Origin of the sequence: Streptomyces sp. NPDC050085 (assembly GCF_044460595.1) — a bacterium.
GTDB lineage: Bacteria > Actinomycetota > Actinomycetes > Streptomycetales > Streptomycetaceae > Streptomyces.
This window is the reverse complement of record NZ_JBITJZ010000005.1, coordinates 559456-583555: the sequence shown is the minus strand read 5'-3', so window position 1 is coordinate 583555 and position 24100 is coordinate 559456. Positions and strand designations below refer to the sequence as shown.

Here is a 24100-nt window from a genome sequence, read left to right as displayed (position 1 = left end):
GCGGCCGAACGCACAGGGGTGGGTGCCCACATGGGACACCCACCCCTGACGAGTGACTCGGAACTGCCGTGCTACGCCGCTGCCTTGCGGGGACCGCCCCGCGGGCCGCGGCCGCGACGGTTGGCGCCGGCGGCGGCACCCGTACCGGAACCGCCCGTGGCGCCGCTGCCGGCCGAACGGCGCCGGCCACCGGCACCGCCCTGCGAGGAACGCTGGCCCTCGGCACTCGCGGTACGGCCGCTGTTGGCGGCACGGCCGCCGCCCGCGGCGCCGTTGCCGGAGCCGCCGCGCGAACGGCGCGAGCGGCGCGGCTTGGACGAGGCCGACGCAGGAGCCGTGGGCTCGGGGACGGCGATGGCGACGGCGACACCGGACGGCTCGCGCGCGCCGGTGATCTTCGTCAGCTCCTCGTCCGTGGACTTGACCTGCGTCGTCCGCGGCTGGATCTTCGCGTCGCGCATCAGCCGCTGCACGTCGCGCTTCTGCTCGGGCAGGACGAGCGTGACGACGCTGCCGGACTCGCCGGCGCGGGCGGTGCGGCCGCCGCGGTGCAGGTAGTCCTTGTGCTCGGTGGGCGGGTCCACGTTCACGACGAGGTCGAGGTCGTCGACGTGGATGCCGCGCGCCGCGACGTTCGTGGCGACGAGGGCGGTGACCCGGCCGTCCTTGAACTGCTCGAGGGTGCGGTTGCGCTGCGGCTGGCTGCGGCCGCCGTGCAGCGGCGCGGCGTACACGCCGGTGGCGAGGAGCCGCTTGGCGAGCCGGTCGGCGGAGCGCTTGGTGTCGACGAAGAGGATGACGCGGCCTTCGCGGGCGGCGATCCGGGCCGTGACGGCCTTCTTGTCGGTCTCGTCGAGGACGTGCAGCACGTGGTGCTCCATCGTCGTGACGGCACCGGCCGACGGGTCGACGGAGTGCACGACCGGGTCGGTGAGGAACTGGCGCACGAGCCGGTCCACGTTCCGGTCGAGCGTCGCCGAGAACAGCATGGTCTGGCCGCCGGCCTCAACCTGCTTGAGCAGCGCGGTGACTTGGGGCATGAAGCCCATGTCGGCCATCTGGTCGGCCTCGTCGAGGACGGTGATGCGGACCCGGGACAGGTCGCAGTCGCCGCGCTCGATGAGGTCCTTGAGGCGGCCCGGGGTGGCGACGACGACGTCGGCACCGCGGCGCAGCTGGCTCGCCTGGCGGGAGATCGACATGCCGCCGACGACGGTCGTCAGACGCAGTCGCAGGGCGCCGGCGTACGGGGTGAGGGCGTCGGTGACCTGCTGGGCGAGCTCGCGCGTGGGGACGAGGACGAGTGCCAGCGGCGTCTTCGGCTCCGCCTTGCTGCCCGCGGTACGGGCGAGCAGCGGGAGCCCGAAGGCGAGGGTCTTGCCGGAGCCGGTGCGACCGCGGCCGAGGAGGTCGCGTCCGGCGAGGGAGTTGGGGAGCGTCGCCGCCTGGATGGGGAACGGCTCGGTGACGCCCTGCTCGCCCAGGGTCTTCAGGAGGGCGGCGGGCATGTCGAGGTCGGCGAAGTCGGCAACGGGAGGCAGCGCGGGAGTGGTGTTCTCCGGCATGGTGAACTCACGCGGCGGCGTGGGCTGTTGCCTGCGCTGCTGCTCGGGGGCGCGCCGCTTCCCTGCTGCTGCGGGACGGGAGGGGCGGCGGGACGGGCGGGCTGAGCTGGCCATGCGGCATGCCTTCCGGGGACTTCAAAGACAGGGGACAGCATGAGCCGGGGCCCGCACCGTGAAGGTGCGGGCCCCGGCCCGATGATGCTGTGATCAGGCGGGGAGGATGTTCTCCGCCTGGGGGCCCTTCTGGCCCTGCGTCACGTCGAACGTGACCTTCTGGCCTTCCTGGAGCTCACGGAAGCCCGAGGTGGCAATGTTCGAGTAGTGGGCGAAGACGTCGGCGCCGCCGCCGTCCTGCTCGATGAAGCCGAAGCCCTTTTCCGAGTTAAACCACTTAACGGTACCGGTGGCCATGTCATTCTCCTTGAACAGGTAGCAGCCCCCCATTCCCGAGAACGCCCCGGAAAAAACTAATGCGCCTGAGGAACATTCCCGTCAGGCGCACATAAAGTCTATGGGTACCAAAACTGCAACACGTCGATCTTAGCACGCTTCCTCACGTGCGGCGATTCCGTCCAGAACCATGGACAGGTACTGGCGGGCGATCTCCTCGGGGCTGTGCTGTCCGCCGGGCCGGTACCAGGACGCGGCGACCCAGACGGTGTCGCGGACGAACCGGTACGTGAGACGGATGTCCAGGTCCGCGCGGAACACCTGCTCGGCGATGCCGCGCTCCAGCGTCGTCAGCCACGTCTTCTCGAAGCGGCGCTGGGACTCGGCGAGGAACTCGAAGCGGTCCTGCGCGGCCAGGTGGCGCGCCTCCTTCTGGTAGATCGCGACGGCCGCGCGGTGCCGGTCGATCTCCCGGAACGACTCGGTGACCAGTGCCTCCAGGGTCTGCCGCGGCCCGAGGTCCGCGTCGAGCACGGCGTCGTAGCCGGACCACAGTTCGTCGAGGAAGGTGCGCAGGATCTCCTCGAGCATCGATTCCTTGGAGTCGAAGTGGTAGTAGAGGCTCCCGGCGAGCATCCCGGCGGCGTCGGCGATCTTACGGACGGTGGTTGCGTTGTAACCCTGTGCGGCGAACACCTCGGCGGCCGTGCCGAGGAGTTCGTGGCGCCGCTCGGGCGACGGGGCCGCCTGGCTCTTCTTCTTCGTGGACACCCGCCCATTCTTCTCACACCCGCTGTTCGCACATCCACTGCGCCTGGGGTTCAGTCCCCCGCGCTCCCCCGCTGCGCGAACACCGGCATCCGTCCGGCCGACGCGCCGCCGTCCGCCGCGATCTCCGCCCCCGTGAGGTACGAGGCGTCGTCGGACACCAGGAACGCGACGAGCCGGGCGACCTCCTCCGGCTGTCCGATGCGGCCGAGCGGGGCCGTCGTGTGCTTGCTGGAGTCGACGTGCGCGGTCATCGCCGTGTTGATGGCGCCCGGGTACACGGAGTTGACGCGGATCCCGTCGCCGCCGAGCTCCATCGCCGCGGTCCGGCTCAGGCCGCGCAGCGCCCACTTCGTGGCCCCGTACGAGCCGTGGCCCCAGATGCCCTGGAGTCCGGCCTGCGAGGAGATGTTGACGACGGCCCCGCCGCCGGCCGCCCGCAGCGCCGGAATGACGGCCTGCAGACCGAGGAACGGGCCGACGAGGTTGACCCGCAGCATCCTCTCCAGGCGTGCCGGGTCCTCGTCCGCGATCGGTGACGTCGTGTAGACGGCCGCGTTGTTGACGAGCGTGTCCAGCTTTCCGAACTCGCCCGTCGCGGTGGCCACCGCCGCGCTCCACGCCTCGGCGTCGGTGACGTCCAGCTTCAGGAACCGGGCCGCGTCCCCGATCGACGCCGCCACCCGCTCCCCCTCCTCGGCCAGGACGTCGCCGAGCACGACGCACGCCCCGCGCCGTGCCAGTTCCCGCGCGATCGACTCGCCCATGCCGCGGGCCGCCCCGGTGACCAGGGCGACCCTCCCGTCCAACCGGCTCTCACTCATCGTTCGAACGCCTCCTGTTGATCGGTCCCGGTGCGGTTCTCGCGGCGGGCCGGGGTCAGAGGCGCTCGATGATCGTGACGTTGGCCTGGCCGCCGCCCTCGCACATGGTCTGCAGGCCGAACCGGCCGCCGGTGCGCTCCAGTTCGTGCAGCAGCGTCGTCATCAGCTTGACCCCGGTGGCGCCGAGCGGGTGGCCGAGGGCGATCGCGCCGCCGTTCACGTTCACCTTCGCCGGGTCGGCTCCGGTCTCCTTGAGCCAGGCGAGGACGACCGGCGCGAACGCCTCGTTGATCTCGACGAGGTCCATGTCGTCGATCGACATGCCCGTCTTCTTCAGGGCGTACGCGGTCGCGGGGATCGGCGCGGACAGCATGCGGATGGGGTCCTCGCCGCGTACGGAGAGGTGGTGGATGCGGGCGCGCGGCGTCAACCCGTGGTCGCGTACGGCCTGTTCGGAGGCGATGAGCAGCGCTGCGGCGCCGTCGGAGACCTGGGAGGAGCAGGCGGCGGTGATGGTGCCGCCGTCCATGACGGGCTTGAGCCCGGCCATCTTCTCCAGCGTCGTGTCGCGGCGCGGACCCTCGTCCGCGGTCACGTCACCGTGGGCGACGGTCTCGCGCGCGAAGCGGCCCTCGTCGATGGCGCGCAAGGCCCGCTGGTGCGACTGGAGTGCCCACTCCTCCTGGTCGCGCCGGGTGACGCCCCACTTCTCGGCGATGAGTTCGGCGCCGTGGAACTGGTTGACCGGCTGGTCGCCGTAGCGGGCGCGCCAGCCCTCGCTGCCGAGGTAGGGGCCCTCGGTGAGGCCGAGGGGTTCGGCGGCCTGCCGGGACGCGAAGGCGATGGGGATCATCGACATGTTCTGCGTGCCGCCCGCGACGACCAGGTCCTGGGTGCCGGACAGCACGCCCTGCGCGGCGAAGTGCAGGGCCTGCTGCGAGGATCCGCACTGCCGGTCGATGGTGACGCCGGGCACCTCCTCCGGCAGGCCCGCGGCCAGCCAGGACGTACGGGCGATGTCGCCGGCCTGCGGTCCGACGGTGTCCAGGCAGCCGAAGACGACGTCCTCGACGGCGGCGGCGTCGATGCCGGTGCGGGCGACGAGTTCCTTGAGGACGTGGGCGCCCAGGTCGGCGGGGTGGACGGCCGAGAGGCCTCCCTTGCGCCGCCCGACGGGGGTGCGGACCGCTTCGACGATGTAGGCCTCGGCCATGACGATCGTTCCCTTCACAGATGTACGACATGGGGTACGGCTTGGGTCACGACGTGGGTGATGACGCGGGTGACGACGGGCGTACGGCGATCCCGTCCAGGACCGTCGACAGGTACTGGCGGGCGATCTCCTCGGGGGTGTGCCGCCCGCCCGGCCGGTACCAGGACGCGGCGACCCACACGGTGTCGCGCACGAAGCGGTACGTGAGCCGGATGTCCAGGTCGGCGCGGAACACTCCGGCCGCGACCCCGCGCTCCAGGGTGGAGAGCCAGGTCTTCTCGAACGTGCGCTGTGACGCGGCGAGGAACGCGAACCTGTCCTGCGCCGCGAGGTGCCGGGCCTCCCGCTGGTAGATCGCGACGGCGGCCCGGTGCCGGTCGATCTCCCGGAACGACTCGGTGACCAGGGCGCCCAGCGTCTCGCGCGGCCCGTGACCGGCGTCGAGCACCGCGTCGTACCGGGCCCACAGCTCGTCCAGGAAGCCGTGCAGGATCTCCTCGAGGATCGATTCCTTGGAGTCGAAGTGGTAGTAGAGGCTCCCGGCGAGCATGCCCGACGCGTCAGCGATCTTGCGGACGGTCGTGGCGTTGTAGCCCTGTGCCGCGAACACCTCGGCTGCCGTGTCGAGGAGTTGGCGGCGCCGCTCGGGCGACGGGGTCACGTGGACGCTCCTCAGGCCCGCTGGCTGCTCACGGAGACGACTTCGCCGGTGAGGTAGGAGGAGTAGCCGGAGGCGAGGAACACGATCACGTTGGCCACCTCCCACGGTTCGGCGTAGCGCCCGAAGGCTTCCTTCTCGGTGAGTTCCGCGAGGAGTTCGGCCGAGGTCACCTTCACGAGGTGGGGGTGCATGGCGAGGCTCGGTGCCACCGCGTTGACCCGCACGCCGAACTCGGCCGCCTCGATCGCGGCGCACCGGGTCAGCGCCATCACGCCGGCCTTCGCCGCGGCGTAGTGGGCCTGTCCGGCCTGGGCGCGCCAGCCGATCACCGACGAGTTGTTGACGACGACGCCGGTGCGGCCGGTGTCGCGGAAGGCGCGCAGGGCGGCGCGGGTGCAGCGGAACGTGCCGTTCAGCGTGATGTCGAGGACCCTGTCCCACTGCTCGTCGGTCATGTCGGCGAGCTGGGCTGTGCCACCGAGTCCCGCGTTGTTCACGACGATGTCGAGTCCGCCGTGCACCTCGGCGGTGTGCGCGAAGAGGGCCTGTACCTGCTGTTCGTCGGTGACGTCGCAGGCGAGGGCCGACACCCGATCGGCGCCGAACTCCTCGGCCAGGGCCTGCTCGCTCTCCTTGAGGCGGCGGGTGTGCGCGTCGCTGAGCACGACGCGGGCGCCCTCCTCCAGGAGGCGGCGTGCGGTGGCGCCGCCGATCCCGGCGCCCGCGGCGGCGGTGACGACGGCGGTGCGCCCGTCGAGCAGCCCGTGGCCGGGCACGTAGTCAGGAGCCGGGGTCATACGCGGACCTCTTTCGGCAGGCCGAGCAGGCGCTCGGCGTTGATGTTCCGCCGGATCTCGTCGGAACTCCTCGACGCTGTCCATGCCGATACGCTAACCTACCAAACACTTGTTAGGGAAGGGTGGCCGCGATGACCGACCAGACCGGGCACGACGAGACCGTGCTGTACGAGCGCAGGGGTCCGGTCGCGCACGTGACCATGAACAGGCCGCGGTACCGGAACGCGCAGAACTCGCGGATGACGTACGCCCTCGACGCGGCCTTCTACCGGGCCGCCGAGGACGACGAGGTCGGGGCCGTCGTCCTCGCGGGCGCGGGCGAGCACTTCTCCGCCGGGCACGACATCGGCACGCCGGAGCGGGACGCGCACCTCCCGTTCGAGCGGAGGGCCGGGCTGTGGTGGGACCACTCCGCCAAGCGCGGCGCGGAGTCCCGGTTCGCGCGCGAGTCCGAGGTGTACCTGGGCATGTGCAGGCGCTGGCGCGAGCTGCCGAAGCCGGTGATCGCCTCGGTCCAGGGGGCGTGCGTGGCGGGCGGGTTGATGCTGGCCTGGGTGTGCGACCTGATCGTGGCGAGCGAGGACGCGTTCTTCGCGGACCCGGTGGTGCGCATGGGCATCCCGGGCGTCGAGTACTTCGCGCACCCCTGGGTGATGCCGCCGCGGATCGCGAAGGAGTTCCTGTTCACCGGCGACCGGATGAGCGCGCGCCGGGCGTACGAGGTGGGGATGGTGAACCGGGTGGTGGGACGGGACGAACTGGCGGACAGGACAGCCGAGTTGGCGTCCCGGGTCGCCGAGATGCCGCGCCTCGGGCTCGCCCTCACCAAGCGGGCGGTGAACCAGGCGGAGGACCTGCAGGGCCTGCACGCCGGCATGGACTCGGTGTTCGGCCTGCACCACCTGGCGCACGCGCACAACGCGGAGACGGCAGCGGACCCCCTGGGCGGCATGGACGTTCGCGCGATGAAGGAGGCGGGTGCCTGATGGATCTTCGGTTCACGGCCGAGGAGGACGCGTTCCGCGAAGAGGCCAGGGCCTGGCTCGTGGCGCACGTACCGGACGAACCGCTGCCGTCCCTGGAGACCGAGGCGGGCTTCGCCGCGCACCGCGCGTGGGAGGCCGAACTGGCGGCGGACCGCTGGTCGGTGGTGTCGTGGCCCGAGGAGTTCGGCGGCCGCGGGGCCGACATCTTCCAGTGGCTGATCTTCGAGGAGGAGTACTACGCGGCGGGCGCCCCGGGACGCGTCTCGCAGAACGGGATCAACCTCCTCGCGCCCACCCTCTTCGACCACGCCACGGACGAGCAGCGGGCCCGTGTGCTGCCGTCGATGGCGAGCGGCGAGGTGATCTGGGCGCAGGCCTGGTCGGAGCCGGAGGCGGGCTCGGACCTGGCGTCGCTGCGCTCGCGGGCGGTGCGCACGGACGGCGGCTGGCTGCTGCGGGGCCAGAAGACGTGGTCGTCGCGGGCGGCCTTCGCGGACCGGGCCTTCGGCATCTTCCGCACGGACCCCGACGCGGCCAAGCCCCATCAGGGCCTGACGTACCTGATGTTCGACCTGCGCGCCCCCGGCGTCACGGTCCGCCCCATCGGCCGCCTCGACGGCAAACCGGCGTTCGCGGAGCTGTTCCTGGACGACGTGTTCGTCCCGGACGAGGACGTGATCGGGGAGGTCGGCAGGGGCTGGCGGATCGCGATGTCGACGACGGGCAATGAGCGGGGCCTGATGCTCCGCTCCCCCGGCCGCTTCCTGGCGTCGGCGGACCGGCTGCTGACGCTGTGGCGGGAGAGCGGCGCGGATCCGGCGGTGCGGGACCGGGTCGCGGACGCGCTGATCGGGGCGCGCGCGTACCAGCTGTTCACGTACGGCAACGCGTCGCGGTTCGCGGCCGGGGAGACCATCGGTGCGGAGTCGAGCCTGAACAAGGTGTTCTGGTCGGAGTACGACATCGCGCTGCACGAGACGGCACTCGAACTCCTGGGCACTGAAGGGGAGTTGGCGGACTCGGAGTGGGCGGAGGGGTACGTGTTCTCGCTGGCGGGCCCGATCTACGCGGGGACGAACGAGATCCAGCGCGACATCATCGCCGAGCGCCTGCTCGGCCTGCCGAAGGGACGCCGCTGATGAGGTTCCTCCTGGACGCGGAGCAGGCCGAGTTCGGCCGCACGCTGGACCGGATGCTCACCGCGGCGGACACGCCGGCCGTCGTGCGGGCCTGGGCGGGCGGCGACCACGCCCCGGGGCGTGCGGTGTGGGCGCGGCTCGCGGAGGCGGGGGTGTTCGCGCTCGCGGTCCCCGAGTCGTACGAGGGCATGGGCCTCCTGCCGGTCGAACTGGCCGTGTCCTACGTGGAGTTGGGGCGGCACGCGGTACCGGGCCCGGTGGTGGAGACGGCGGCGCTGGCGACGCTGCTCGCCGGGCTCCCCGATCAGGGCCCGGCCAAGGAGTGGCTGCCGCGGATCGCCTCCGGCGAGGCGCTGACCACCCTGTCGACGGGGTCGTACGCACTGGACGCGGACGCGGCCGACGCGGTGTTCGTGGCGGACGGCGACGTGCTGCGGCGGGCCGCCGGGTGCGGGCCGCTGCGGGAGTCGGCCGATCCGGCGCGCCGCCTGTTCGTGCCCGAGGGCGCTGAGGGCGCTGCGGTCGTGGCCCGCGGGCCCGCGGTGCGGGAGGCCGTGGCGCGGGCGGTGGACCTGGCCGCGTTCCTGACGGCCGCGCAGGCGCTCGGCGTGGGGCTCGAACTGCTGCGCCGCACGGTCGAGTACGCCGGTCAGCGCGAGCAGTTCGGGGTGGCGATCGGTTCGTTCCAGGCGGTCAAGCACCGGCTCGCGGACGCGCTGATCGCCCTGGAGTTCGCGCGCCCGCTGCTGTTCGGCGCGGCGCTCACGATGACGGGCCGGGACATCGCCGCGGCCAAGGCCACGGCGGGCGAGGCGGCGTACACGGCGGCCCGGGCCGCGCTCCAACTGCACGGCGCCGTGGGCTACACGCAGGAGCTGGACCTGTCACTGTGGCTGCGCAAGGCCCGGCCGCTGCGGGACGCGTGGGGCACGCCCGCCCAGTGCCGGGCCCGGGTGGCTACGCGCGCGTGACGGCGAGGATGCCGGTCAGCGAGGCCCGCGAGCCCTCGAGCCGCTCGATCCGCTCCTCGATCTCCCGCAGTTGGTCGAGGAGCATCGGCGTCAGACACGGCTCGACCTCGGACTCGCTGCCGCACACGCAGTCCAGGATCTCCGCGATGACCCGGGTGGGCAGACCCGCGTCGAGGAACGCGCGGATGCGGCGCACGGTGCGCGGCGCCGCGTCGTCGTACACGCGCTGACCACCGGCGGTGCGACCCGCACTGAGCAGCCCCTGCTCCTCGTAGTAGCGCAGCAGGCGCACGCTGACGCCGGTCGTCGCCGACAGCTCACCGATCTTCATGCCCCAACCCCCTTGCCGGTGACGTGCGTCACAGACCCTTGAACCTCACATCCATGTCAGCTCGTAGCGTCCCTGCCATGACGAACACGACGAGCACCATGTCAGGGACGAGCACCACGTCAGGGACAACCTTCGCACTCGGCTCCGATCTTCCCGTCTCCCGCATCGGATACGGGACGATGCGGCTCGCCGGAGCCCCCGGCGAGCGGTCCGGTTCGGCCGCGCCGATCTGGCGCGGGCCCACCGACAGACCCGCCGCGATCGCCCTGCTGCGGCGCGCGGCCGAGCTCGGCGTCACCTTCTTCGACACGGCCGACGCGTACGCGCTGGGCGAGAGCGAGGAGTTGGTGGCCGAGGCGCTGCATCCGTACGGGGACGGGATCACGGTCGCCACCAAGGTCGGGGTCGTGCGCCCCTCGCCGACCGAGTGGGTGCCGCTCGGGCACCCGGCGTACCTGCGCCAGCAGGCCGAACTGTCGCTGCGGCGGCTGAAGTCGGACCGCATCGACCTGCTGCAGCTGCACCGCATCGACCCGGCGTACCCGCTGGAGGACCAGATCGGTGCGCTCCGGCAGCTGCGGGACGAGGGGAAGGTGCGGCACATCGGGCTCTCCGAGGTGACGGTCGAGCAGCTGACCGCGGCGGAGGCGGTCGCGCCGATCGCGAGCGTGCAGAACCTCTACAACCTGGCGGCCAGGGACCACGAGGCGGTCGTGGACCACACCGCGGCGCGGGGCATCGCGTTCATCCCGTGGTTCCCCATCGCGATGGGCGAGCACGCGGGGCCCGACAGCCCCGTCGCGCAGATCGCGCGTGAACTCGGGGCGACGCCCGCGCAGGTGGCCCTGGCCTGGCAGCTGCACCGTGCCCCGCACATCCTGCCGATCCCCGGCACGTCCTCGCCCGCACACCTCGCGGAGAACCTCGAAGCGCTCCAACTCTCCCTCACGGAGGAGCAGTTCAAGCGGATCGACGGCTGAGGTCGCGGAGCTCGTCGGGGCCGGCCTGGAAGCGGAGTTCCTGGCCCCGGCCGTCGACCAGCTCCCTGACGAGCGCGCCGACGGGGTGTCCGCCGAGCGTGAACGGTCAGGCTGCCGCTCGGCTGTCGAGGGTGACGACGGCGACCGGCCCCTTCGCGTGCAGGTCCGCTCCACCCCGGACGACCGCGGCGTCGTAGCGCCCGAGGCTGCGCCCGAAGTCCGGTGCCGTCAGCTCCGCGCCCTCCGCGGCGAGGGCGACGACGAGCACCTCGGACGTGTGCGCGGCCAGGGGAAGCCGACCGCGGACGACGGCGACGGACGGGGGCGCGGCGAGGGCGTCCCGCCGCCACATGACGTTGAAGTTGACGACGGTACGCCCACCGAGCAGCCGGCAGTGGGTGGCCACGTCCCCGGCGAAGTCCCGTGGTTCACCAGGCGATTCGACGAGAGTGGCGACGCCGTCCACGGTCAGCTCCATCCCGTCGCCCTCGACCATGGTGAGCGTCCGGTCGACGCCGGGGAACGCGGAGAACGGCCCGTCCGCCGCCACCTCGGCGAGGCTCGCCCGCCACAGGAAGTCGTCCATGCCCGCACCGTCCGGAGCGCAGGCGATCTCCCGGGTGACGCCGCCGCCGTTCTTCCAGGCGACGGCGTCACGGCTCGCTGCGGGCAGCAGGCGTACGACGGTCTCGATCATGGGCGCCGAGCGTACCGGGTCACTCCTGCGAGCGACTATGTTGTTCGCCGCTTGCGCACCCGCTTTGCCGCTCGCCGCAGAGACCTCAGGAGCAGTCTTGGAGCCCACCCCTCAGTCCGCCACGGCACCGACGTGCTACCGCCACGCCGACACCGAGACGCACATCAGCTGCACGCGCTGCGAACGGCCCATATGCCCGGCCTGCATGCGCGAGGCCGCCGTCGGGTTCCAGTGCCCGGAGTGCGTGCGCGAGGGCAGCCGCTCGGTACGCGAACCGCGCACCCTGGCCGGCGGCCGCATATCGGCCGTGCCCCTGGTGACGTACGCGCTCATGGCCGTGAACGTCCTCGTCTACCTCGGTGAGGTGATCCGCCCGGGCATCGTCGAGCGGCTGCAGATGCTGGGGCACGGGCTCGTCGGGCCCGACGGCGCGGGGTACGTGTACCAGGCCGACCACCCCGCGGGCTTCCATCCGGAGGGGGTCGCGGAGGGTGAGTGGTACCGGCTGCTGACCGGCGCGTTCCTGCACATGCCGCCGACCGACTCCGCGTTCGGCATCCTGCACATCGTGCTGAACATGGCCTCCCTGTGGAACCTCGGCCGCATCGTCGAGTCCCAGCTGGGCCGCGTCCGCTACCTCGCGCTCTATCTCCTCTCCGCGCTCGGCAGCTCGCTCCTGGTCCTGCTGCTCGCGCCGGACACCCCGACGCTCGGGGCATCCGGCGCGATCTTCGGCCTCGGTGCGGCGTACTACGTGATCGCGCGCCGCGTCGGGGCGGACATGCGCGCCGTCAACCAGTTCATGGCGTACTTCCTGCTCTGGATGCTGATCTCCGCCGGATTCACGTCGTGGCAGGGCCACTTGGGCGGTCTGCTGACGGGCGCGGCGGTGACGGCGGCCTTGGTGTACGCACCCAAGAAGCGCCGGGGTTAGGGCCTGTCCGGGGCGGAGCCCCGTGACCTCGGCTCAGACCCGCACCCCGGCTCAGACCCGCACCCCGGCTCAGACCCCGCCGAGATCTTGAAACGCCGGCAGGGAGAACACCCGCTCCTTCCCCTCCTCCGGCATCAACTCCACGAGCGGCAGCACCAGCTCCCACAGGTCCCGCTTGTCCACCTCCCGGGCCAGCGCATCCAGGTCCTCCGCCGGCAAGGACCCCGCCACCTCGGCCACCACGACCCGCGACTGTTCGGGCAACACCCCGACCAGCGGCAGGAACTCCCCCCACAGCCCGATGGCCACCACGGCCCGCACCACACCCGCCAGAACCTCCGCGTCCCGCAGCGAGGGCAACGCGGCGACGGCCCGGCGCCGCTCCTCGTCCAGCAGCGCGACCAGCGGCAGCAGCGCCTCCCACAGACCCTGCTCGGCGACGGTCGCCACGAGGGACTCGAGCCGGTCCTCGGGCTGATCGGCGGCGAGTTCGGCGATGCGGCCGCGCTGTGCGCCGCCGACCATGCCGGCCACGCCGAGCGCCTCGGCCCACAGGCCGTCCCCGGAGGCGGAGGCGATGACGCGGGCGAGCCGCTCGTCGCCCATCAACTCGACGATCTGCCCGAGCCGTTCGGGCCGGTCGATCAGGAACCCGGTGCGCAGCACGGCCGCGTCGTCGACCTGCGGCAGGATCCGCGCGAGGGCGGAGTCGCGCAGGTGCCCGACGAACCGGCCCATCGTCAGATGGTCCCCGCGCGCGGCGAGGTCGACCGCGATCCGCACCACGAGCCCCTCGTCGAGCCGGTCGACGATGCCGGGGATGCGCCGCGGGTCGAGGTGCGCGCAGGACTCGGCGGTGAAGGCGACGGGCAGCTTCTCGATGATGTCGGCGGCACGCGCCGGTTCGAGGCGCCCGGCGACGGCGGCGGCCAGGCGCGGCCCGAGGGCCTTCTGCGAGATGGCGGCGGCGACGCCCGCGGGCACCAGCTTGGTGGCGGCGGCGATCCGGTCGAGCATGTCGGGCGCCCGGTCGAAGAGCGCGGCGACGGCCTGCTCGCGGAACCGGCGCAGATCGGTGACGGACCGCCCGTCGAGGAAGGCGAGCTCGCCCTCCTGAACGGCGAGCACCCGCTCGATCTTGCGGACTTCGGCGCGGCACTGCAGCTTGTCGGCGTTCACGATCACGCGCCTCCTAGCGGAAGAGAATGCGGCGGACGGGACCACGGGCGAGTGCGGGCACCAGCTTGAGCGCGCTCTCGGCCGCCTCGTTCAGACCGGAGGCGCGGCTCTCGCGTTCCCGCCGCAGCGCGTCGCCGAGCACGGCGACCTGCTCGGCGCTCAACTCCTCGAAGGATTCCGGGGGTTGACTCCCCAGCTCCTGCCCCAGTCGGGCCAACGCTTCGTTGCTCACAGGACCTCCCCTACGGGAACGGCGGCTGGGCCCGAGACTGACCCTGCTTTGACTTTTAGTCAATAGAGAGCGCGCACCCCTGCTGCTTCCGGGCCCGCCCGCCACACCCGTACCCCTGTGCCTTTACTGTGTGCCGCATGAAACGCGCCGGCTGTCTGGCCCTCTGCTTCCTGGCCGTGGCTCCCCTCGCCACGGCGGCCGTCTACTTCCTGTCCCCGGACGGCAGCAACGACGGCTCGCCCGCCCTGCCCAGGGCGTCGGCCACCTCGGCCACCACATACACAGACGGCAAGTCGGCGGCGGAGCGCAAGGCGGACGACGAGCTGATCGCGGACCTGCCGGCCGGCCTCGCCGCCCGCGACAAGAAGGAGCTCGCGCAGCAGCTCGTCGCGAGCGCCGAGAACTCCACCCTCAACTGGCGCGACCAGTACGGATACATAGAGGACATAGGCGACGGCCAGGGCTACACCGCGGGCATCATCGGCTTCTGCACCGGCACCCACGACCTGCTCACCCTGGTCGAGCGCTACACCAAGGCGCACCCGGACAACGGCCTGGCGCGCTATCTGCCCGCGCTGCGCAAGGTCGACGGCACGGACTCGCACGACGGCCTCGACGGCTTCCCCGCGGCCTGGAAGAAGGAGGCCGCCGAGCCCGCCTTCCGCAAGGCGCAGGAGGCCGAGCGCGACCGCGTCTACTTCGGCCCGGCGGTCCGCCTCGCCAAGCTCGACGGCCTGGGCACGCTGGGCCAGTTCATCTACTACGACGCGATGGTCTTCCACGGCCCCGGCATCGACCCCAAGGGCTTCTACGGCCTGCGCGAGGCCGCGATCAAGGAGGCCGACACGCCTTCGCAGGGCGGCAGCGAGAAGGCGTACCTCGACATCTTCCTGGACCTGCGCCGCAAGGCCATGAAGGCGCGGAAGCAGGACATCGACACCTCGCGCATCGACACGGCCCAGCGACGCTTCCTCTACGACGGGAACCGGTCGCTGAAGACGCCGTTGACGTGGCAGGTCTACGGCGAGACGTACCGAGTTCCGTAATTCACACCGATTCGGGCCCGCACACCCTCACCCGTACGTGAAGATGGTGTGTTCAATTCGTGGTGCTCACGCGCCCAACTCCCATGCCCGAAAAGGAAGTCACATGCGCATACGTCCGGCTTTGGTCACCGCCTCCGCCCTCTCCGTCTCGTCGGTGGCGGCCGTGGCCCTGCTGGGAGCGGCCCCCGCGTACGCGACCGAGTACAGCTCGACGCTGAAGATCCGCGGGGTCCAGTACGACGCGCCCGGGCGCGACGACAACCGGTGCTCCGGCGGCAACACGTCCAAGGAGTTCCTGACGATCAAGAACTTCTCGCGGAGCACGACCGTGAACCTCAAGGGGTACGTGGTCAAGGACGCGGCGGGCAACCGGTTCACGTTCACCAAGAACCACACCCTGCAGCCCGGGGACTACGTGCAGCTGCGCGGCGGCAAGGGCACGGACTCGGACGCGAAGAACGTGGCCTACCGCAACAACTGCAACTTCATGTGGAACAACGACAAGGACACGATCTACCTCTACAAGCCGTCGGGCGCCCACGCGGACACCCACGCGTACACGAAGGCGCGCAACGACGCGGACCGCAACGGCTGGATCACGTTCCACGGCTGATCGCGCCGGGTTCCGGGGTTCCGGGGGCAGACGCACCGCGACGCCCGCCCAGTCGTCCGGTCGGGGACAGTGGGGCGAGCGTCGCGCTCTGTTCCGTACGCCGTTGTACGGGACGTTCAGGGACGGGACTACGCCATGAGGGCGCGGTCCGTCGGGCGGATCGGAGCCGGCAGGTCCGAGGCGCCGGTGAGGAAGCGGTCCACGCCGCGGGCGGCCGAGCGGCCCTCCGCGATGGCCCAGACGATCAGCGACTGACCGCGGCCCGCGTCGCCCGCCACGAAGACACCCGGGACGTTCGTCTGGAACTCGGCGTCGCGCTCGATGTTGCCGCGCGCGTCGAGGTCCAGGGCGAACTGCGAGACGAGACCGTTCTCCTGGTCCGTGCCGGTGAAGCCCATGGCGAGGGTGACCAGCTGGGCGGGGATCTTGCGCTCCGTGCCCGGCTTCGGGGTCAGCTTGCCGTCGATGAACTCGACCTCGGTGAGGTGCAGCCACTGGACGTTGCCGTCCTCGTCGCCCTCGAAGTGGGTCGTGGAGACGGAGTAGACCCGCTCGCCGCCCTCCTCGTGCGCGGAGGTGACCTTGTAGAGCATCGGGAACGTCGGCCAGGGCTGGTTCGCGTTCCGGTCGTCGCCCGGGCGCGGCATGATCTCCAGCTGCGTGACCGAGGCGGCGCCCTGGCGGTGGGCGGTGCCCACGCAGTCGGCGCCGGTGTCGCCGCCGCCGATGACGACGACGTGCTTGCCCTCGGCGGTGATCGGGGGCGCCACGAAGTCGCCCTCCTGTACCTTGTTGGCCAGCGGCAGGTACTCCATGGCGAAGTGGATGCCGTTCAACTCGCGCCCGGGGACCGGGAGATCGCGCGAGATCGTGGCACCGGCGGCGATCACGACGGCGTCGTAGCGCTTGCGCAGCTTCGCGGCGTCGATGTCACGGCCGATCTCCACACCGGTGCGGAACTTGGTGCCCTCCGCGCGCATCTGCTCGATGCGCCGGTTGATGTGGCGCTTCTCCATCTTGAACTCGGGGATGCCGTACCGGAGAAGACCTCCGATGCGGTCCGCGCGCTCGTAGACGGCGACCGTGTGACCGGCCCGCGTCAGCTGCTGGGCGGCGGCGAGACCCGCCGGGCCCGAACCGATGACGGCGACGGTCTTGCCCGACAGGCGCTCGGGGATCTGCGGGGCGACGTCGCCCCGGTCCCACGCCTGGTCGATGATCGAGACCTCGACGTTCTTGATGGTGACGGCCGGCTGGTTGATGCCGAGAACACACGCCGACTCGCACGGAGCGGGGCACAGACGGCCCGTGAACTCCGGGAAGTTGTTCGTCGCGTGCAGCCGCTCCTGCGCCGCCGACCAGTCCTCGCGGTACGCGTAGTCGTTCCACTCCGGGATCAGGTTCCCGAGCGGACAGCCGTTGTGGCAGAACGGGATGCCGCAGTCCATGCAGCGGCTGGCCTGCTTGCTGATGATGGGGAGCAGGGAGCCCGGAACGTAGACCTCGTTCCAGTCCTTGACGCGCTCGCCGACGGGGCGGGTCTTGGCGACCTCGCGCCCGTGGTTGAGAAAGCCCTTGGGATCAGCCATTGGTCGCCGCCTCCATCATCTTCTCGGTGGTCTCGGTCTCGGAGAGACCGGCTCGCTCGGCGGCGCCCTTGGCGGCGAGCACTGCCTTGTACGTGCTGGGGATGATCTTGCTGAAGCGCTCCACGGAGGTGGTCCACTCGGCGAGCAGCTTCTCGGCGACCGTCGAGCCGGTCTCCTCGGCGTGGCGGCGCACCACGTCGTGCAGCCACTGCTTGTCGGTGTCGTCCAGGGCGCCGACCGCCGACTGGCTCGCGGCGTTCACGTTGTCGATGTCCAGGTCGATGACGTACGCGATGCCGCCGGACATGCCGGCCGCGAAGTTGCGGCCCGTCTCGCCGAGCACCACCGCGTGACCGCCGGTCATGTACTCGCAGCCGTGGTCGCCCACGCCCTCCGAGACGACCGTGGCACCGGAATTGCGGACGCAGAAGCGCTCGCCGGTGCGGCCGCGCAGGAACAGCTCGCCGCCCGTCGCGCCGTACGCGATCGTGTTGCCGGCGATCGTCGAGTACTCGGCGAGGTGGTCGGCGCCGCGGTCCGGGCGGACCACGATGCGGCCGCCCGAAAGGCCCTTGCCCACATAGTCGTTGGCGTCGCCCTCGAGGCGGAGCGTCACACCGCGCGGCACGAAGGCGCCGAAGGACTGACCGGCGCTGCCCGTGAAGGTGATGTCGATGGTGTCGTCGGGCAGACCGGCCCCGCCGAACTTCTTCGTCACCTCGTGGCCGAGCATCGTGCCGACCGTGCGGTTGATGTTGCGGATGGCGACCTGGGCGCGCACCGGCTGGGCGTCCTGCTGGTCGTTGGCGGCGAGGGCGTCGGCGGCGAGCTTGATCAGCTCGTTGTCCAGCGCCTTCTCCAGGCCGTGGTCCTGCGTGATCAGCTGGTGGCGCACGGCGCCGTCCGGCAGCTCGGGGACGTAGAAGAGCGGCTCCAGGTCCAGGCCCTGCGCCTTCCAGTGGTCCACCGCCCGCTCGGTGTCGAGGAGTTCGGCGTGGCCGACGGCCTCCTCGATGGAGCGGAAGCCCAGCTCGGCGAGGAGCTCGCGGACCTCTTCGGCGATGAACTCGAAGAAGTTCACGATGAATTCGGGCTTGCCGGAGAACCGGTCGCGCAGCGTCGGGTTCTGCGTGGCGATACCGACCGGGCAGGTGTCCAGGTGGCAGACGCGCATCATGACGCAGCCGGAGACGACGAGCGGCGCGGTCGCGAAACCGAACTCCTCGGCGCCGAGCAGCGCGGCGATGATGACGTCGCGGCCGGTCTTCAGCTGGCCGTCGGTCTGCACGACGATGCGGTCGCGCAGGCCGTTGAGCAGCAGGGTCTGCTGGGTCTCGGCGAGGCCCAGCTCCCAGGGCCCACCGGCGTGCTTGAGCGACGTGAGCGGCGATGCGCCCGTACCGCCGTCGTGTCCTGAGATGAGGACGACGTCCGCGTGCGCCTTGGAGACACCCGCGGCGACGGTGCCGACACCGACCTCGGAGACCAGCTTCACGTGAATGCGTGCGGCCGGGTTGGCGTTCTTGAGGTCGTGGATCAGCTGAGCCAGGTCCTCGATGGAGTAGATGTCGTGGTGCGGCGGCGGCGAGATGAGCCCGACGCCGGGCGTCGAGTGACGCGTCTTGGCGACCCACGGGTAGACCTTGTGGCCGGGCAGCTGACCGCCCTCACCGGGCTTGGCGCCCTGGGCCATCTTGATCTGGATGTCGTCGGCGTTGACGAGGTACTCGCTCGTCACACCGAAGCGCCCGGAGGCGACCTGCTTGATCGACGAACGACGGGCCGGGTCGTACAGACGCTCCGGGTCCTCGCCGCCCTCACCGGTGTTGGACTTGCCGCCCAGCTGGTTCATGGCGATGGCGAGGGTCTCGTGGGCCTCGCGCGAGATGGAGCCGTACGACATGGCGCCGGTCGAGAACCGCTTGACGATCTCGGAGACCGACTCGACCTCGTCGATCGAGATGGGCTCACGGTCGGACTTGAAGCCGAACAGACCGCGCAGCGTCATCAGCCGCTCGGACTGCTCGTTCACGCGGCCCGTGTACTGCTTGAAGATGTCGTAGCGGCGCGAGCGCGTCGCGTGCTGGAGGCGGAAGACCGTCTCCGGGTCGAACAGGTGCGGCTCGCCCTCGCGGCGCCACTGGTACTCGCCGCCGATGTCGAGCGTGCGGTGCGCGGCGGCGATGCCGCTCGCCGGGTACGCCTTGGCGTGCCGGGCGGCGACCTCCTTGGCGATGACGTCGAGGCCGGCGCCGCCGATCTTGGTGGCGGTGCCGTTGAAGTACTTCTCGACGAAGGCCTCTTCGAGACCGACGGCCTCGAAGACCTGGGCGCCGCGGTAGGAGGCGACGGTCGAGATGCCCATCTTTGACATGACCTTGAGGACGCCCTTGCCGAGCGCGTAGATCAGGTTCCGGATGGCCTGCTCGGCCTCGATCTCCTTGAGGAAGGTGCCGGCGCGGACCAGGTCCTCGACCGACTCCATCGCCAGGTACGGGTTGACGGCCGCGGCACCGAAACCGATGAGCAGCGCGACGTGGTGGACCTCGCGGACGTCACCGGCCTCGACGAGCAGGCCCACCTGGGTGCGCTGCTTCGTACGGATGAGGTGGTGGTGCACGGCGGCGGTGAGCAGCAGCGACGGGATCGGCGCGTGCTCGGCGTCCGAGTGCCGGTCGGAGAGCACGATCAGCCGGGCGCCGGCCTCGATGGCGGCGTCGGCCTCGGCGCAGATCTCCTCGATGCGGGCGGCGAGGGAGTCGCCACCGCCGGAGACCCGGTAAAGGCCCGACAGCGTCGCGGCCTTCATCCCCGGCATGTCGCCGTCGGCGTTGATGTGGATGAGCTTGGCCAGCTCGTCGTTGTCGATGACCGGGAAGGGCAGGGTCACCGAGCGGCAGGAGGCGGCCGTGGGCTCCAGCAGGTTGCCGGCCGGGCCGAGCGAGGAGCGCAGCGAGGTGACGAGCTCCTCGCGGATGGCGTCCAGCGGCGGGTTCGTGACCTGCGCGAACAGCTGGGTGAAGTAGTCGAAGAGCAGACGCGGACGCTGCGACAGGGCGGCGATCGGCGTGTCCGTGCCCATCGATCCGATCGGCTCGGCACCGGCCTTGGCCATCGGCGCGAGGATGATGCGCAGCTCTTCCTCGGTGTAGCCGAAGGTCTGCTGGCGGCGCGTGACGGAGGCGTGCGTGTGCACGATGTGCTCGCGCTCGGGCAGGTCGGAGAGCTCGATCTCGCCGGTCTCCAGCCAGTCCCCGTAGGGCTGCTCGGCGGCGAGGCCCGCCTTGATCTCGTCGTCCTCGATGATGCGGTGCTCGGCGGTGTCGACGAGGAACATCTTGCCGGGCTGCAGGCGGCCCTTGCGGACGACCTTCGCGGGGTCGATGTCGAGCACGCCGACCTCGGAGCCGAGGACGACGAGGCCGTCGTCGGTGACCCAGTAACGGCCGGGACGCAGACCGTTGCGGTCGAGAACGGCACCGACCTGGGTGCCGTCGGTGAAGGTGACACAGGCCGGTCCGTCCCAGGGCTCCATCATCGTGGAGTGGTACTGGTAGAAGGCGCGCCGGGCCGGGTCCATGGAGGCGTGGTTCTCCCACGCTTCCGGGATCATCATCAGGACGCTGTGCGGAAGCGAACGCCCACCGAGGTGGAGGAGTTCGAGCACCTCGTCGAACGAGGCGGAGTCCGAGGCGTCCGGCGTACAGATCGGGAAGATGCGCTCGAGCTTCTCCGCACCGAAGAGCTCGGAGGCGAGCTGCGACTCACGCGCACGCATCCAGTTGCGGTTGCCCTTGACGGTGTTGATCTCACCGTTGTGCGCGACGAAGCGGTACGGGTGCGCGAGCGGCCACGACGGGAACGTGTTCGTGGAGAACCGGGAGTGCACGAGCGCGACGGCCGACGCGAAACGGCGGTCGGACAGATCGGGGAAGAACGGCTCGAGCTGGCCGGTGGTCAGCATGCCCTTGTAGACGATGGTGCGGGCGGAGAGCGACGGGAAGTACACGTCGGCCTCGCGCTCGGCGCGCTTGCGCAGCACGAACGCCTTGCGGTCGAGAACGATGTCCTTGGCGGAGCCGTCCGCGTCCGCGACGAAGATCTGCCGGAAGACGGGCATCGTCGAGCGGGCGGTGGCACCGAGCAGCTGCGGAGCGACGGGAACCTCACGCCACCCCAGAACGGTCAGGCCCTCTTCACCGGCGATCGTCTCGATCTGCGAGACGAAGGACTCGGTGTCCTCCTCGGGCAGGAAGGCGATACCGACGGCGTACGCACCGGCCTCGGGCAGGTCGAAGTCGACCGCCTCGCGCAGGAAGGCGTCCGGAACCTGGGACAGGATGCCCGCGCCGTCACCCGAGTCGGGCTCGGAGCCGGTGGCACCGCGGTGCTCCAGGTTGCGCAGAACCGTGAGCGCCTGCTCGACCAGCGTGTGGCTCGCCTCGCCGGTGAGGGTGGCCACGAAACCGACGCCGCAGGCGTCGTGCTCGTTGCGCGGGTCGTACATGCCCTGGGCGGCAGGGCGAGCATCCATGTGCGACCAGTTCTGGCCGGTGGAGTGCTGGGACGGCTGGCGCGGCGTACGCATCGGCTCTCCCGTCGTCGTCGTGGCATTTGAAAGTGCCGAGGGACGACGTTGGCCCTCTGCGAAATACGTGCTGCGGCAAAATTTCGTGCAGGTTACATGATGGAGCGAATCCCGGGAACCGGAAGCGTCGTTCCAACATGCGGACACCGCACGGGGTGGCGGCGGCAAGAGAAGGCCTTGGGCAGATCGATGACCGGGGGCCTGGCGCGCCGCGGGCCTCATTGCCCACAGCGCTTACGGCTCATGCCCCGTCGTCAAGTAACCGAAACCGCCTGGTAACGACTACTTATACAAGGCCCTGTATAGCCATCATCGGGCCGTGTCACGCCACCGTCAACCAGCAAAAGTCCCGAAGACGCTTCCCAGGAGATACGTCACACCGGCCGCGGCACCGCCCAGGGCCAACTGCCGCAATCCGCTGAACCACCAGGACCGCGCCGTCACCTTGGCCACGACGGCCCCGCACGCGAAGAGTCCGACGAGCGCCAGCAGGACGGCCGGCCACAGCACGCTCACCCCCAGCAGATAGGGCAGTACGGGAATCAGGGCGCCCAGCGCGAACGACCCGAAGGACGAGACGGCCGCGACCATCGGCGAGGGCAGATCGCTCGGATCGATGCCGAGCTCTTCCCGCGCATGGATCTCCAGGGCCTGCTCGGGATCCTGGGACAACTGCCGCGCGACCTCCCGCGCCAGCTCGGGCTCGACGCCGCGCGACATGTACAGCTCGGCGAGCTCGCGCTCCTCATCGGCGGGATGCTTCCTCAACTCCCGCCGCTCGACATCGAGTTCGGCCTCGACCAGCTCACGCTGGGAGGCCACGGAGGTGTACTCACCGGCCGCCATGGAGAACGCGCCGGCGGCAAGCCCGGACAGCCCGGTGATGATGACGGTCTGCTGCGAAGCGGCCCCGCCGGCGACACCGGCCATCAGCGCGAAGTTGGAGACGAGCCCGTCCATCGCACCGAACACGGCCGGGCGCAGCCAGCCGCCGTTGACGTCGCGGTGGGTGTGGTTGTCCCGGTGCGCGTCGTGCAGCGTCGCCTCGGTCTCGATGATGGCCATGCCTGTGTTCCCCGCTCCCCTGTGGTGCCTTCTCTACGAGCTCGAAAGTACGCGCGAGAAATCGCCTCCGCTAGCAAGGAAGGCCGTACTTACCTGCGGTTTTGCGCCCTGCGCAACGCGATGAGCAGTCGCTGACCTCGATCTTCCCGAGCTCACCCGTGAGATGGATCACGCGCCGCTTCCCCGTGGTTCATCCGACGGACCGGGAAACATGTCCGAAATGTTCTCCTGGAAGAGAGCACAGGCACCCCATGAGCGTCAGCGTCGACCCCGATCCGTTCGCCGACGGCACCGCGTCCCACGCCAGGCTGCGCACGATCCCGCCCCCACAGCCGCCCGGCGCGATCTCCCCGCGGGACCGGGCCCGCGGAGCGCTCCTCGGCCTCGCCGTCGGCGACGCGCTCGGCGCGCCCGCCGAGAACATGAAGCCGTCTCAGATCCGGGAACGCTGGGGCCGCATCGAAGGGTTCGTGTCCCCCGACCCGGCGGGCACCGACGACACGGAGTACGCGATCTTCTCCGGCCTCCTCCTCGCGGAGCACGGCGCGGGCCTCACCGTCACCCATGTCGAATCGGCGTGGCACACCTGGATCGCGGACCAGGACGAGGGCCCCTTCAAGGGGGCGGGCTTCAGCGAACGCGGCACCCTCGAGAACCTGCGCCGCGGCCTCGCCGCCCCCATCTCCGCTCAGCACCGCCATGCCTGGAGCGACGGCCTTGCCATGCGGGCGGCGCCGTTCGGGGTGTACGCGGCGGGGCACCCGGCAGAAGCGGCCCGCCTCGTCGCGATCGACGGCTCGGTGTCGCACGACGGGGAGGGCATCCACGGAGGCCGCGCCGTGGCAGCCGGTGTGGCCGCCGCCATGGTGAGCCACAACCCGGACGCGGTGGTCCAGGCGGCGCTCTCCGTCATCCCCGACGACTCCTGGACGGCACGCTCCCTGCACCGCGCGGTGACGGCGGCCCGCCGGGCCCGACGCGACCCCGACGCCACCCAGCTCTCCATGGAACGTGCCGTACGCAAGGCGGTCGTCATCGGCGGCTACCCCTGGACGGACCTGGCCCCGGAGGCCGTGGGTCTGGCCTTCGGGGCGTTCGCGGTGGCCCGCGGCGACTTCCGCGAATCGGTCCTCACGGCGGTGAACATGGGCCGCGACGCGGACACCACCGCGGCCGTGGCCGGAGCCCTCTCGGGCGCCCTCTGCGGCGCGACCGCGATCCCGCCCCACTGGTCCACAGCGATCGGCCCGTCCCGCGGCACGTGCCTCCCGTCGATGGCGGGCCGCCATGTCCTGGACGTGGCGGACCAGTTGACCCCGGGCCTTGCGGGAAATGAGGGGTCGGGGTGCGGCCTTGCTTGAACGGTCACCCGGAGTTCGAGTCTCCGACCGGGGTCGGGCTGGGCCCCTGTTGTATCGCGCACCCGGCGCTCGGGTGCCTCCCCCAGACTCCGTCCGGGGGACCCCCAGCCCACCCTGCCGCCCCAGGCGGCAGACTGCCCAAGGCGGGGCGGGGGCGACCGGATACCCAGG

General features: G+C 71.0%; 22 protein-coding genes. 8 read left to right on the top strand and 14 right to left on the bottom strand.

All coding sequences use genetic code 11. The features are described 5' to 3' along the window. Nucleotides 1–71 precede the first annotated feature (71 nt). The 7 genes from ACIBUY_RS22305 to ACIBUY_RS22275 all read right to left on the bottom strand — a co-directional run bounded on the left by ACIBUY_RS22305 (nt 72) and on the right by ACIBUY_RS22275 (nt 6218). The gene (locus ACIBUY_RS22305; RefSeq protein ID WP_399153417.1) at nt 72–1679 is read right to left on the bottom strand and encodes a DEAD/DEAH box helicase; all 1608 of its coding nucleotides are present in this window, start codon (nt 1677–1679) and stop codon (nt 72–74) included. Nucleotides 1680–1772: 93 nt separating this feature from the next. After that, a complete protein-coding gene (locus tag ACIBUY_RS22300) occupies nt 1773–1976 on the bottom strand; it encodes a cold-shock protein (protein ID WP_005318814.1) in 204 nt (67 codons plus the stop codon). A gap of 129 nt (nt 1977–2105) precedes the next feature. Next, nucleotides 2106–2726, bottom strand: coding sequence for a TetR/AcrR family transcriptional regulator (locus ACIBUY_RS22295; protein ID WP_365564201.1), 621 nt, complete (start codon nt 2724–2726; stop codon nt 2106–2108). A 50-nt stretch (nt 2727–2776) separates the two neighbouring features. Beyond that, a complete protein-coding gene (locus ACIBUY_RS22290; RefSeq protein WP_365564204.1) occupies nt 2777–3547 on the bottom strand; it encodes a glucose 1-dehydrogenase in 771 nt (256 codons plus the stop codon). 55 nt (nt 3548–3602) lie between these two features. Beyond that, a complete protein-coding gene (locus ACIBUY_RS22285; RefSeq protein WP_365564206.1) occupies nt 3603–4760 on the bottom strand; it encodes an acetyl-CoA C-acetyltransferase in 1158 nt (385 codons plus the stop codon). A 46-nt stretch (nt 4761–4806) separates the two neighbouring features. Next, the gene (locus ACIBUY_RS22280; protein ID WP_399153416.1) at nt 4807–5421 is read right to left on the bottom strand and encodes a TetR/AcrR family transcriptional regulator; all 615 of its coding nucleotides are present in this window, start codon (nt 5419–5421) and stop codon (nt 4807–4809) included. A gap of 11 nt (nt 5422–5432) precedes the next feature. Continuing rightward, on the bottom strand, nt 5433–6218 hold the full coding sequence (locus ACIBUY_RS22275; RefSeq protein ID WP_365564211.1) for an SDR family oxidoreductase: 786 nt from the start codon (nt 6216–6218) through the stop codon (nt 5433–5435). Nucleotides 6219–6349: 131 nt separating this feature from the next. On the opposite strand from ACIBUY_RS22275, the gene ACIBUY_RS22270 reads away from it, so the two are divergent. From ACIBUY_RS22270 to ACIBUY_RS22260, 3 genes are read left to right on the top strand one after another with little or no spacing between them, the layout of a single operon-like run. After that, entirely contained in the window at nt 6350–7204 is an 855-nt protein-coding gene (locus ACIBUY_RS22270; RefSeq protein ID WP_365564214.1) for an enoyl-CoA hydratase, read from the top strand. Next, on the top strand, nt 7204–8343 hold the full coding sequence (locus tag ACIBUY_RS22265) for an acyl-CoA dehydrogenase family protein (protein ID WP_365564217.1): 1140 nt from the start codon (nt 7204–7206) through the stop codon (nt 8341–8343). The genes ACIBUY_RS22270 and ACIBUY_RS22265 overlap by 1 nt, the downstream gene beginning before the upstream one ends. After that, on the top strand, nt 8343–9314 hold the full coding sequence (locus tag ACIBUY_RS22260) for an acyl-CoA dehydrogenase family protein (protein WP_365564220.1): 972 nt from the start codon (nt 8343–8345) through the stop codon (nt 9312–9314). Before ACIBUY_RS22265 ends, ACIBUY_RS22260 begins: the two co-directional genes overlap by 1 nt. Here ACIBUY_RS22260 and ACIBUY_RS22255 read toward each other — a convergent pair. Next, on the bottom strand, nt 9301–9645 hold the full coding sequence (locus ACIBUY_RS22255) for a MerR family transcriptional regulator (RefSeq protein ID WP_365564222.1): 345 nt from the start codon (nt 9643–9645) through the stop codon (nt 9301–9303). The two genes, ACIBUY_RS22260 and ACIBUY_RS22255, sit on opposite strands and share 14 nt — an antisense overlap. A 77-nt stretch (nt 9646–9722) precedes the next feature. Between ACIBUY_RS22255 and ACIBUY_RS22250 the strand changes: the two genes are divergently transcribed. Then, the gene (locus ACIBUY_RS22250) at nt 9723–10625 is read left to right on the top strand and encodes an aldo/keto reductase (RefSeq protein ID WP_365564225.1); all 903 of its coding nucleotides are present in this window, start codon (nt 9723–9725) and stop codon (nt 10623–10625) included. A 106-nt stretch (nt 10626–10731) separates the two neighbouring features. On the opposite strand, the gene ACIBUY_RS22245 is transcribed toward ACIBUY_RS22250, so the two are convergent. Then, nucleotides 10732–11322, bottom strand: a complete 591-nt coding sequence (locus tag ACIBUY_RS22245) for a HutD family protein (protein WP_365564228.1) — start codon at nt 11320–11322, stop codon at nt 10732–10734. A 97-nt stretch (nt 11323–11419) separates the two neighbouring features. On the opposite strand from ACIBUY_RS22245, the gene ACIBUY_RS22240 reads away from it, so the two are divergent. Continuing rightward, nucleotides 11420–12256: a rhomboid family intramembrane serine protease gene (locus ACIBUY_RS22240; RefSeq protein ID WP_365564231.1), complete on the top strand. Its 837-nt coding sequence runs from the start codon at nt 11420–11422 to the stop codon at nt 12254–12256. Between the two features lie 69 nt (nt 12257–12325). Here the strand turns inward: ACIBUY_RS22240 and ACIBUY_RS22235 are convergent, their stop codons facing one another. Next, on the bottom strand, nt 12326–13435 hold the full coding sequence (locus ACIBUY_RS22235; protein WP_399153415.1) for a hypothetical protein: 1110 nt from the start codon (nt 13433–13435) through the stop codon (nt 12326–12328). 13 nt (nt 13436–13448) lie between these two features. Further along, nucleotides 13449–13667, bottom strand: coding sequence for a hypothetical protein (locus tag ACIBUY_RS22230; RefSeq protein WP_365564237.1), 219 nt, complete (start codon nt 13665–13667; stop codon nt 13449–13451). A 137-nt stretch (nt 13668–13804) separates the two neighbouring features. Between ACIBUY_RS22230 and ACIBUY_RS22225 the strand changes: the two genes are divergently transcribed. Next, the gene (locus ACIBUY_RS22225) at nt 13805–14713 is read left to right on the top strand and encodes a chitosanase (protein ID WP_399153414.1); all 909 of its coding nucleotides are present in this window, start codon (nt 13805–13807) and stop codon (nt 14711–14713) included. A 103-nt stretch (nt 14714–14816) separates the two neighbouring features. After that, nucleotides 14817–15326, top strand: a complete 510-nt coding sequence (locus tag ACIBUY_RS22220) for a lamin tail domain-containing protein (RefSeq protein WP_399153413.1) — start codon at nt 14817–14819, stop codon at nt 15324–15326. Between the two features lie 128 nt (nt 15327–15454). On the opposite strand, the gene ACIBUY_RS22215 is transcribed toward ACIBUY_RS22220, so the two are convergent. The 3 genes from ACIBUY_RS22215 to ACIBUY_RS22205 all read right to left on the bottom strand — a co-directional run bounded on the left by ACIBUY_RS22215 (nt 15455) and on the right by ACIBUY_RS22205 (nt 22568). Beyond that, on the bottom strand, nt 15455–16915 hold the full coding sequence (locus ACIBUY_RS22215; protein WP_365564246.1) for a glutamate synthase subunit beta: 1461 nt from the start codon (nt 16913–16915) through the stop codon (nt 15455–15457). Then, nucleotides 16908–21503: a glutamate synthase large subunit gene (gene gltB, locus ACIBUY_RS22210; protein WP_399153412.1), complete on the bottom strand. Its 4596-nt coding sequence runs from the start codon at nt 21501–21503 to the stop codon at nt 16908–16910. The genes ACIBUY_RS22215 and gltB overlap by 8 nt, the downstream gene beginning before the upstream one ends. A gap of 333 nt (nt 21504–21836) precedes the next feature. Then, the gene (locus ACIBUY_RS22205) at nt 21837–22568 is read right to left on the bottom strand and encodes a VIT1/CCC1 transporter family protein (RefSeq protein WP_399153411.1); all 732 of its coding nucleotides are present in this window, start codon (nt 22566–22568) and stop codon (nt 21837–21839) included. A 251-nt stretch (nt 22569–22819) separates the two neighbouring features. Here ACIBUY_RS22205 and ACIBUY_RS22200 point away from each other — a divergent pair, with 251 nt between their 5' ends. Continuing rightward, nucleotides 22820–23929: an ADP-ribosylglycohydrolase family protein gene (locus ACIBUY_RS22200; protein ID WP_399153410.1), complete on the top strand. Its 1110-nt coding sequence runs from the start codon at nt 22820–22822 to the stop codon at nt 23927–23929. The last annotated feature ends 171 nt before the right edge of the window (nt 23930–24100 follow it).

What these genes read in the sequence shown, in the direction of transcription:
- ACIBUY_RS22305 (WP_399153417.1), bottom strand. Translation starts at nt 1,679, where the DNA reads ATGGCCAGCTCAGCCCGCCCGTCCCGCCGCCCCTCCCGTCCCGCAGCA.
- ACIBUY_RS22300 (WP_005318814.1), bottom strand. Translation starts at nt 1,976, where the DNA reads ATGGCCACCGGTACCGTTAAGTGGTTTAACTCGGAAAAGGGCTTCGGC.
- ACIBUY_RS22290 (WP_365564204.1), bottom strand. Translation starts at nt 3,547, where the DNA reads ATGAGTGAGAGCCGGTTGGACGGGAGGGTCGCCCTGGTCACCGGGGCG.
- ACIBUY_RS22285 (WP_365564206.1), bottom strand. Translation starts at nt 4,760, where the DNA reads ATGGCCGAGGCCTACATCGTCGAAGCGGTCCGCACCCCCGTCGGGCGG.
- ACIBUY_RS22275 (WP_365564211.1), bottom strand. Translation starts at nt 6,218, where the DNA reads ATGACCCCGGCTCCTGACTACGTGCCCGGCCACGGGCTGCTCGACGGG.
- ACIBUY_RS22270 (WP_365564214.1), top strand. Translation starts at nt 6,350, where the DNA reads ATGACCGACCAGACCGGGCACGACGAGACCGTGCTGTACGAGCGCAGG.
- ACIBUY_RS22265 (WP_365564217.1), top strand. Translation starts at nt 7,204, where the DNA reads ATGGATCTTCGGTTCACGGCCGAGGAGGACGCGTTCCGCGAAGAGGCC.
- ACIBUY_RS22260 (WP_365564220.1), top strand. Translation starts at nt 8,343, where the DNA reads ATGAGGTTCCTCCTGGACGCGGAGCAGGCCGAGTTCGGCCGCACGCTG.
- ACIBUY_RS22255 (WP_365564222.1), bottom strand. Translation starts at nt 9,645, where the DNA reads ATGAAGATCGGTGAGCTGTCGGCGACGACCGGCGTCAGCGTGCGCCTG.
- ACIBUY_RS22250 (WP_365564225.1), top strand. Translation starts at nt 9,723, where the DNA reads ATGACGAACACGACGAGCACCATGTCAGGGACGAGCACCACGTCAGGG.
- ACIBUY_RS22245 (WP_365564228.1), bottom strand. Translation starts at nt 11,322, where the DNA reads ATGATCGAGACCGTCGTACGCCTGCTGCCCGCAGCGAGCCGTGACGCC.
- ACIBUY_RS22225 (WP_399153414.1), top strand. Translation starts at nt 13,805, where the DNA reads ATGAAACGCGCCGGCTGTCTGGCCCTCTGCTTCCTGGCCGTGGCTCCC.
- ACIBUY_RS22220 (WP_399153413.1), top strand. Translation starts at nt 14,817, where the DNA reads ATGCGCATACGTCCGGCTTTGGTCACCGCCTCCGCCCTCTCCGTCTCG.
- ACIBUY_RS22215 (WP_365564246.1), bottom strand. Translation starts at nt 16,915, where the DNA reads ATGGCTGATCCCAAGGGCTTTCTCAACCACGGGCGCGAGGTCGCCAAG.
- gltB (WP_399153412.1), bottom strand. Translation starts at nt 21,503, where the DNA reads ATGCGTACGCCGCGCCAGCCGTCCCAGCACTCCACCGGCCAGAACTGG.
- ACIBUY_RS22205 (WP_399153411.1), bottom strand. Translation starts at nt 22,568, where the DNA reads ATGGCCATCATCGAGACCGAGGCGACGCTGCACGACGCGCACCGGGAC.
- ACIBUY_RS22200 (WP_399153410.1), top strand. Translation starts at nt 22,820, where the DNA reads ATGAGCGTCAGCGTCGACCCCGATCCGTTCGCCGACGGCACCGCGTCC.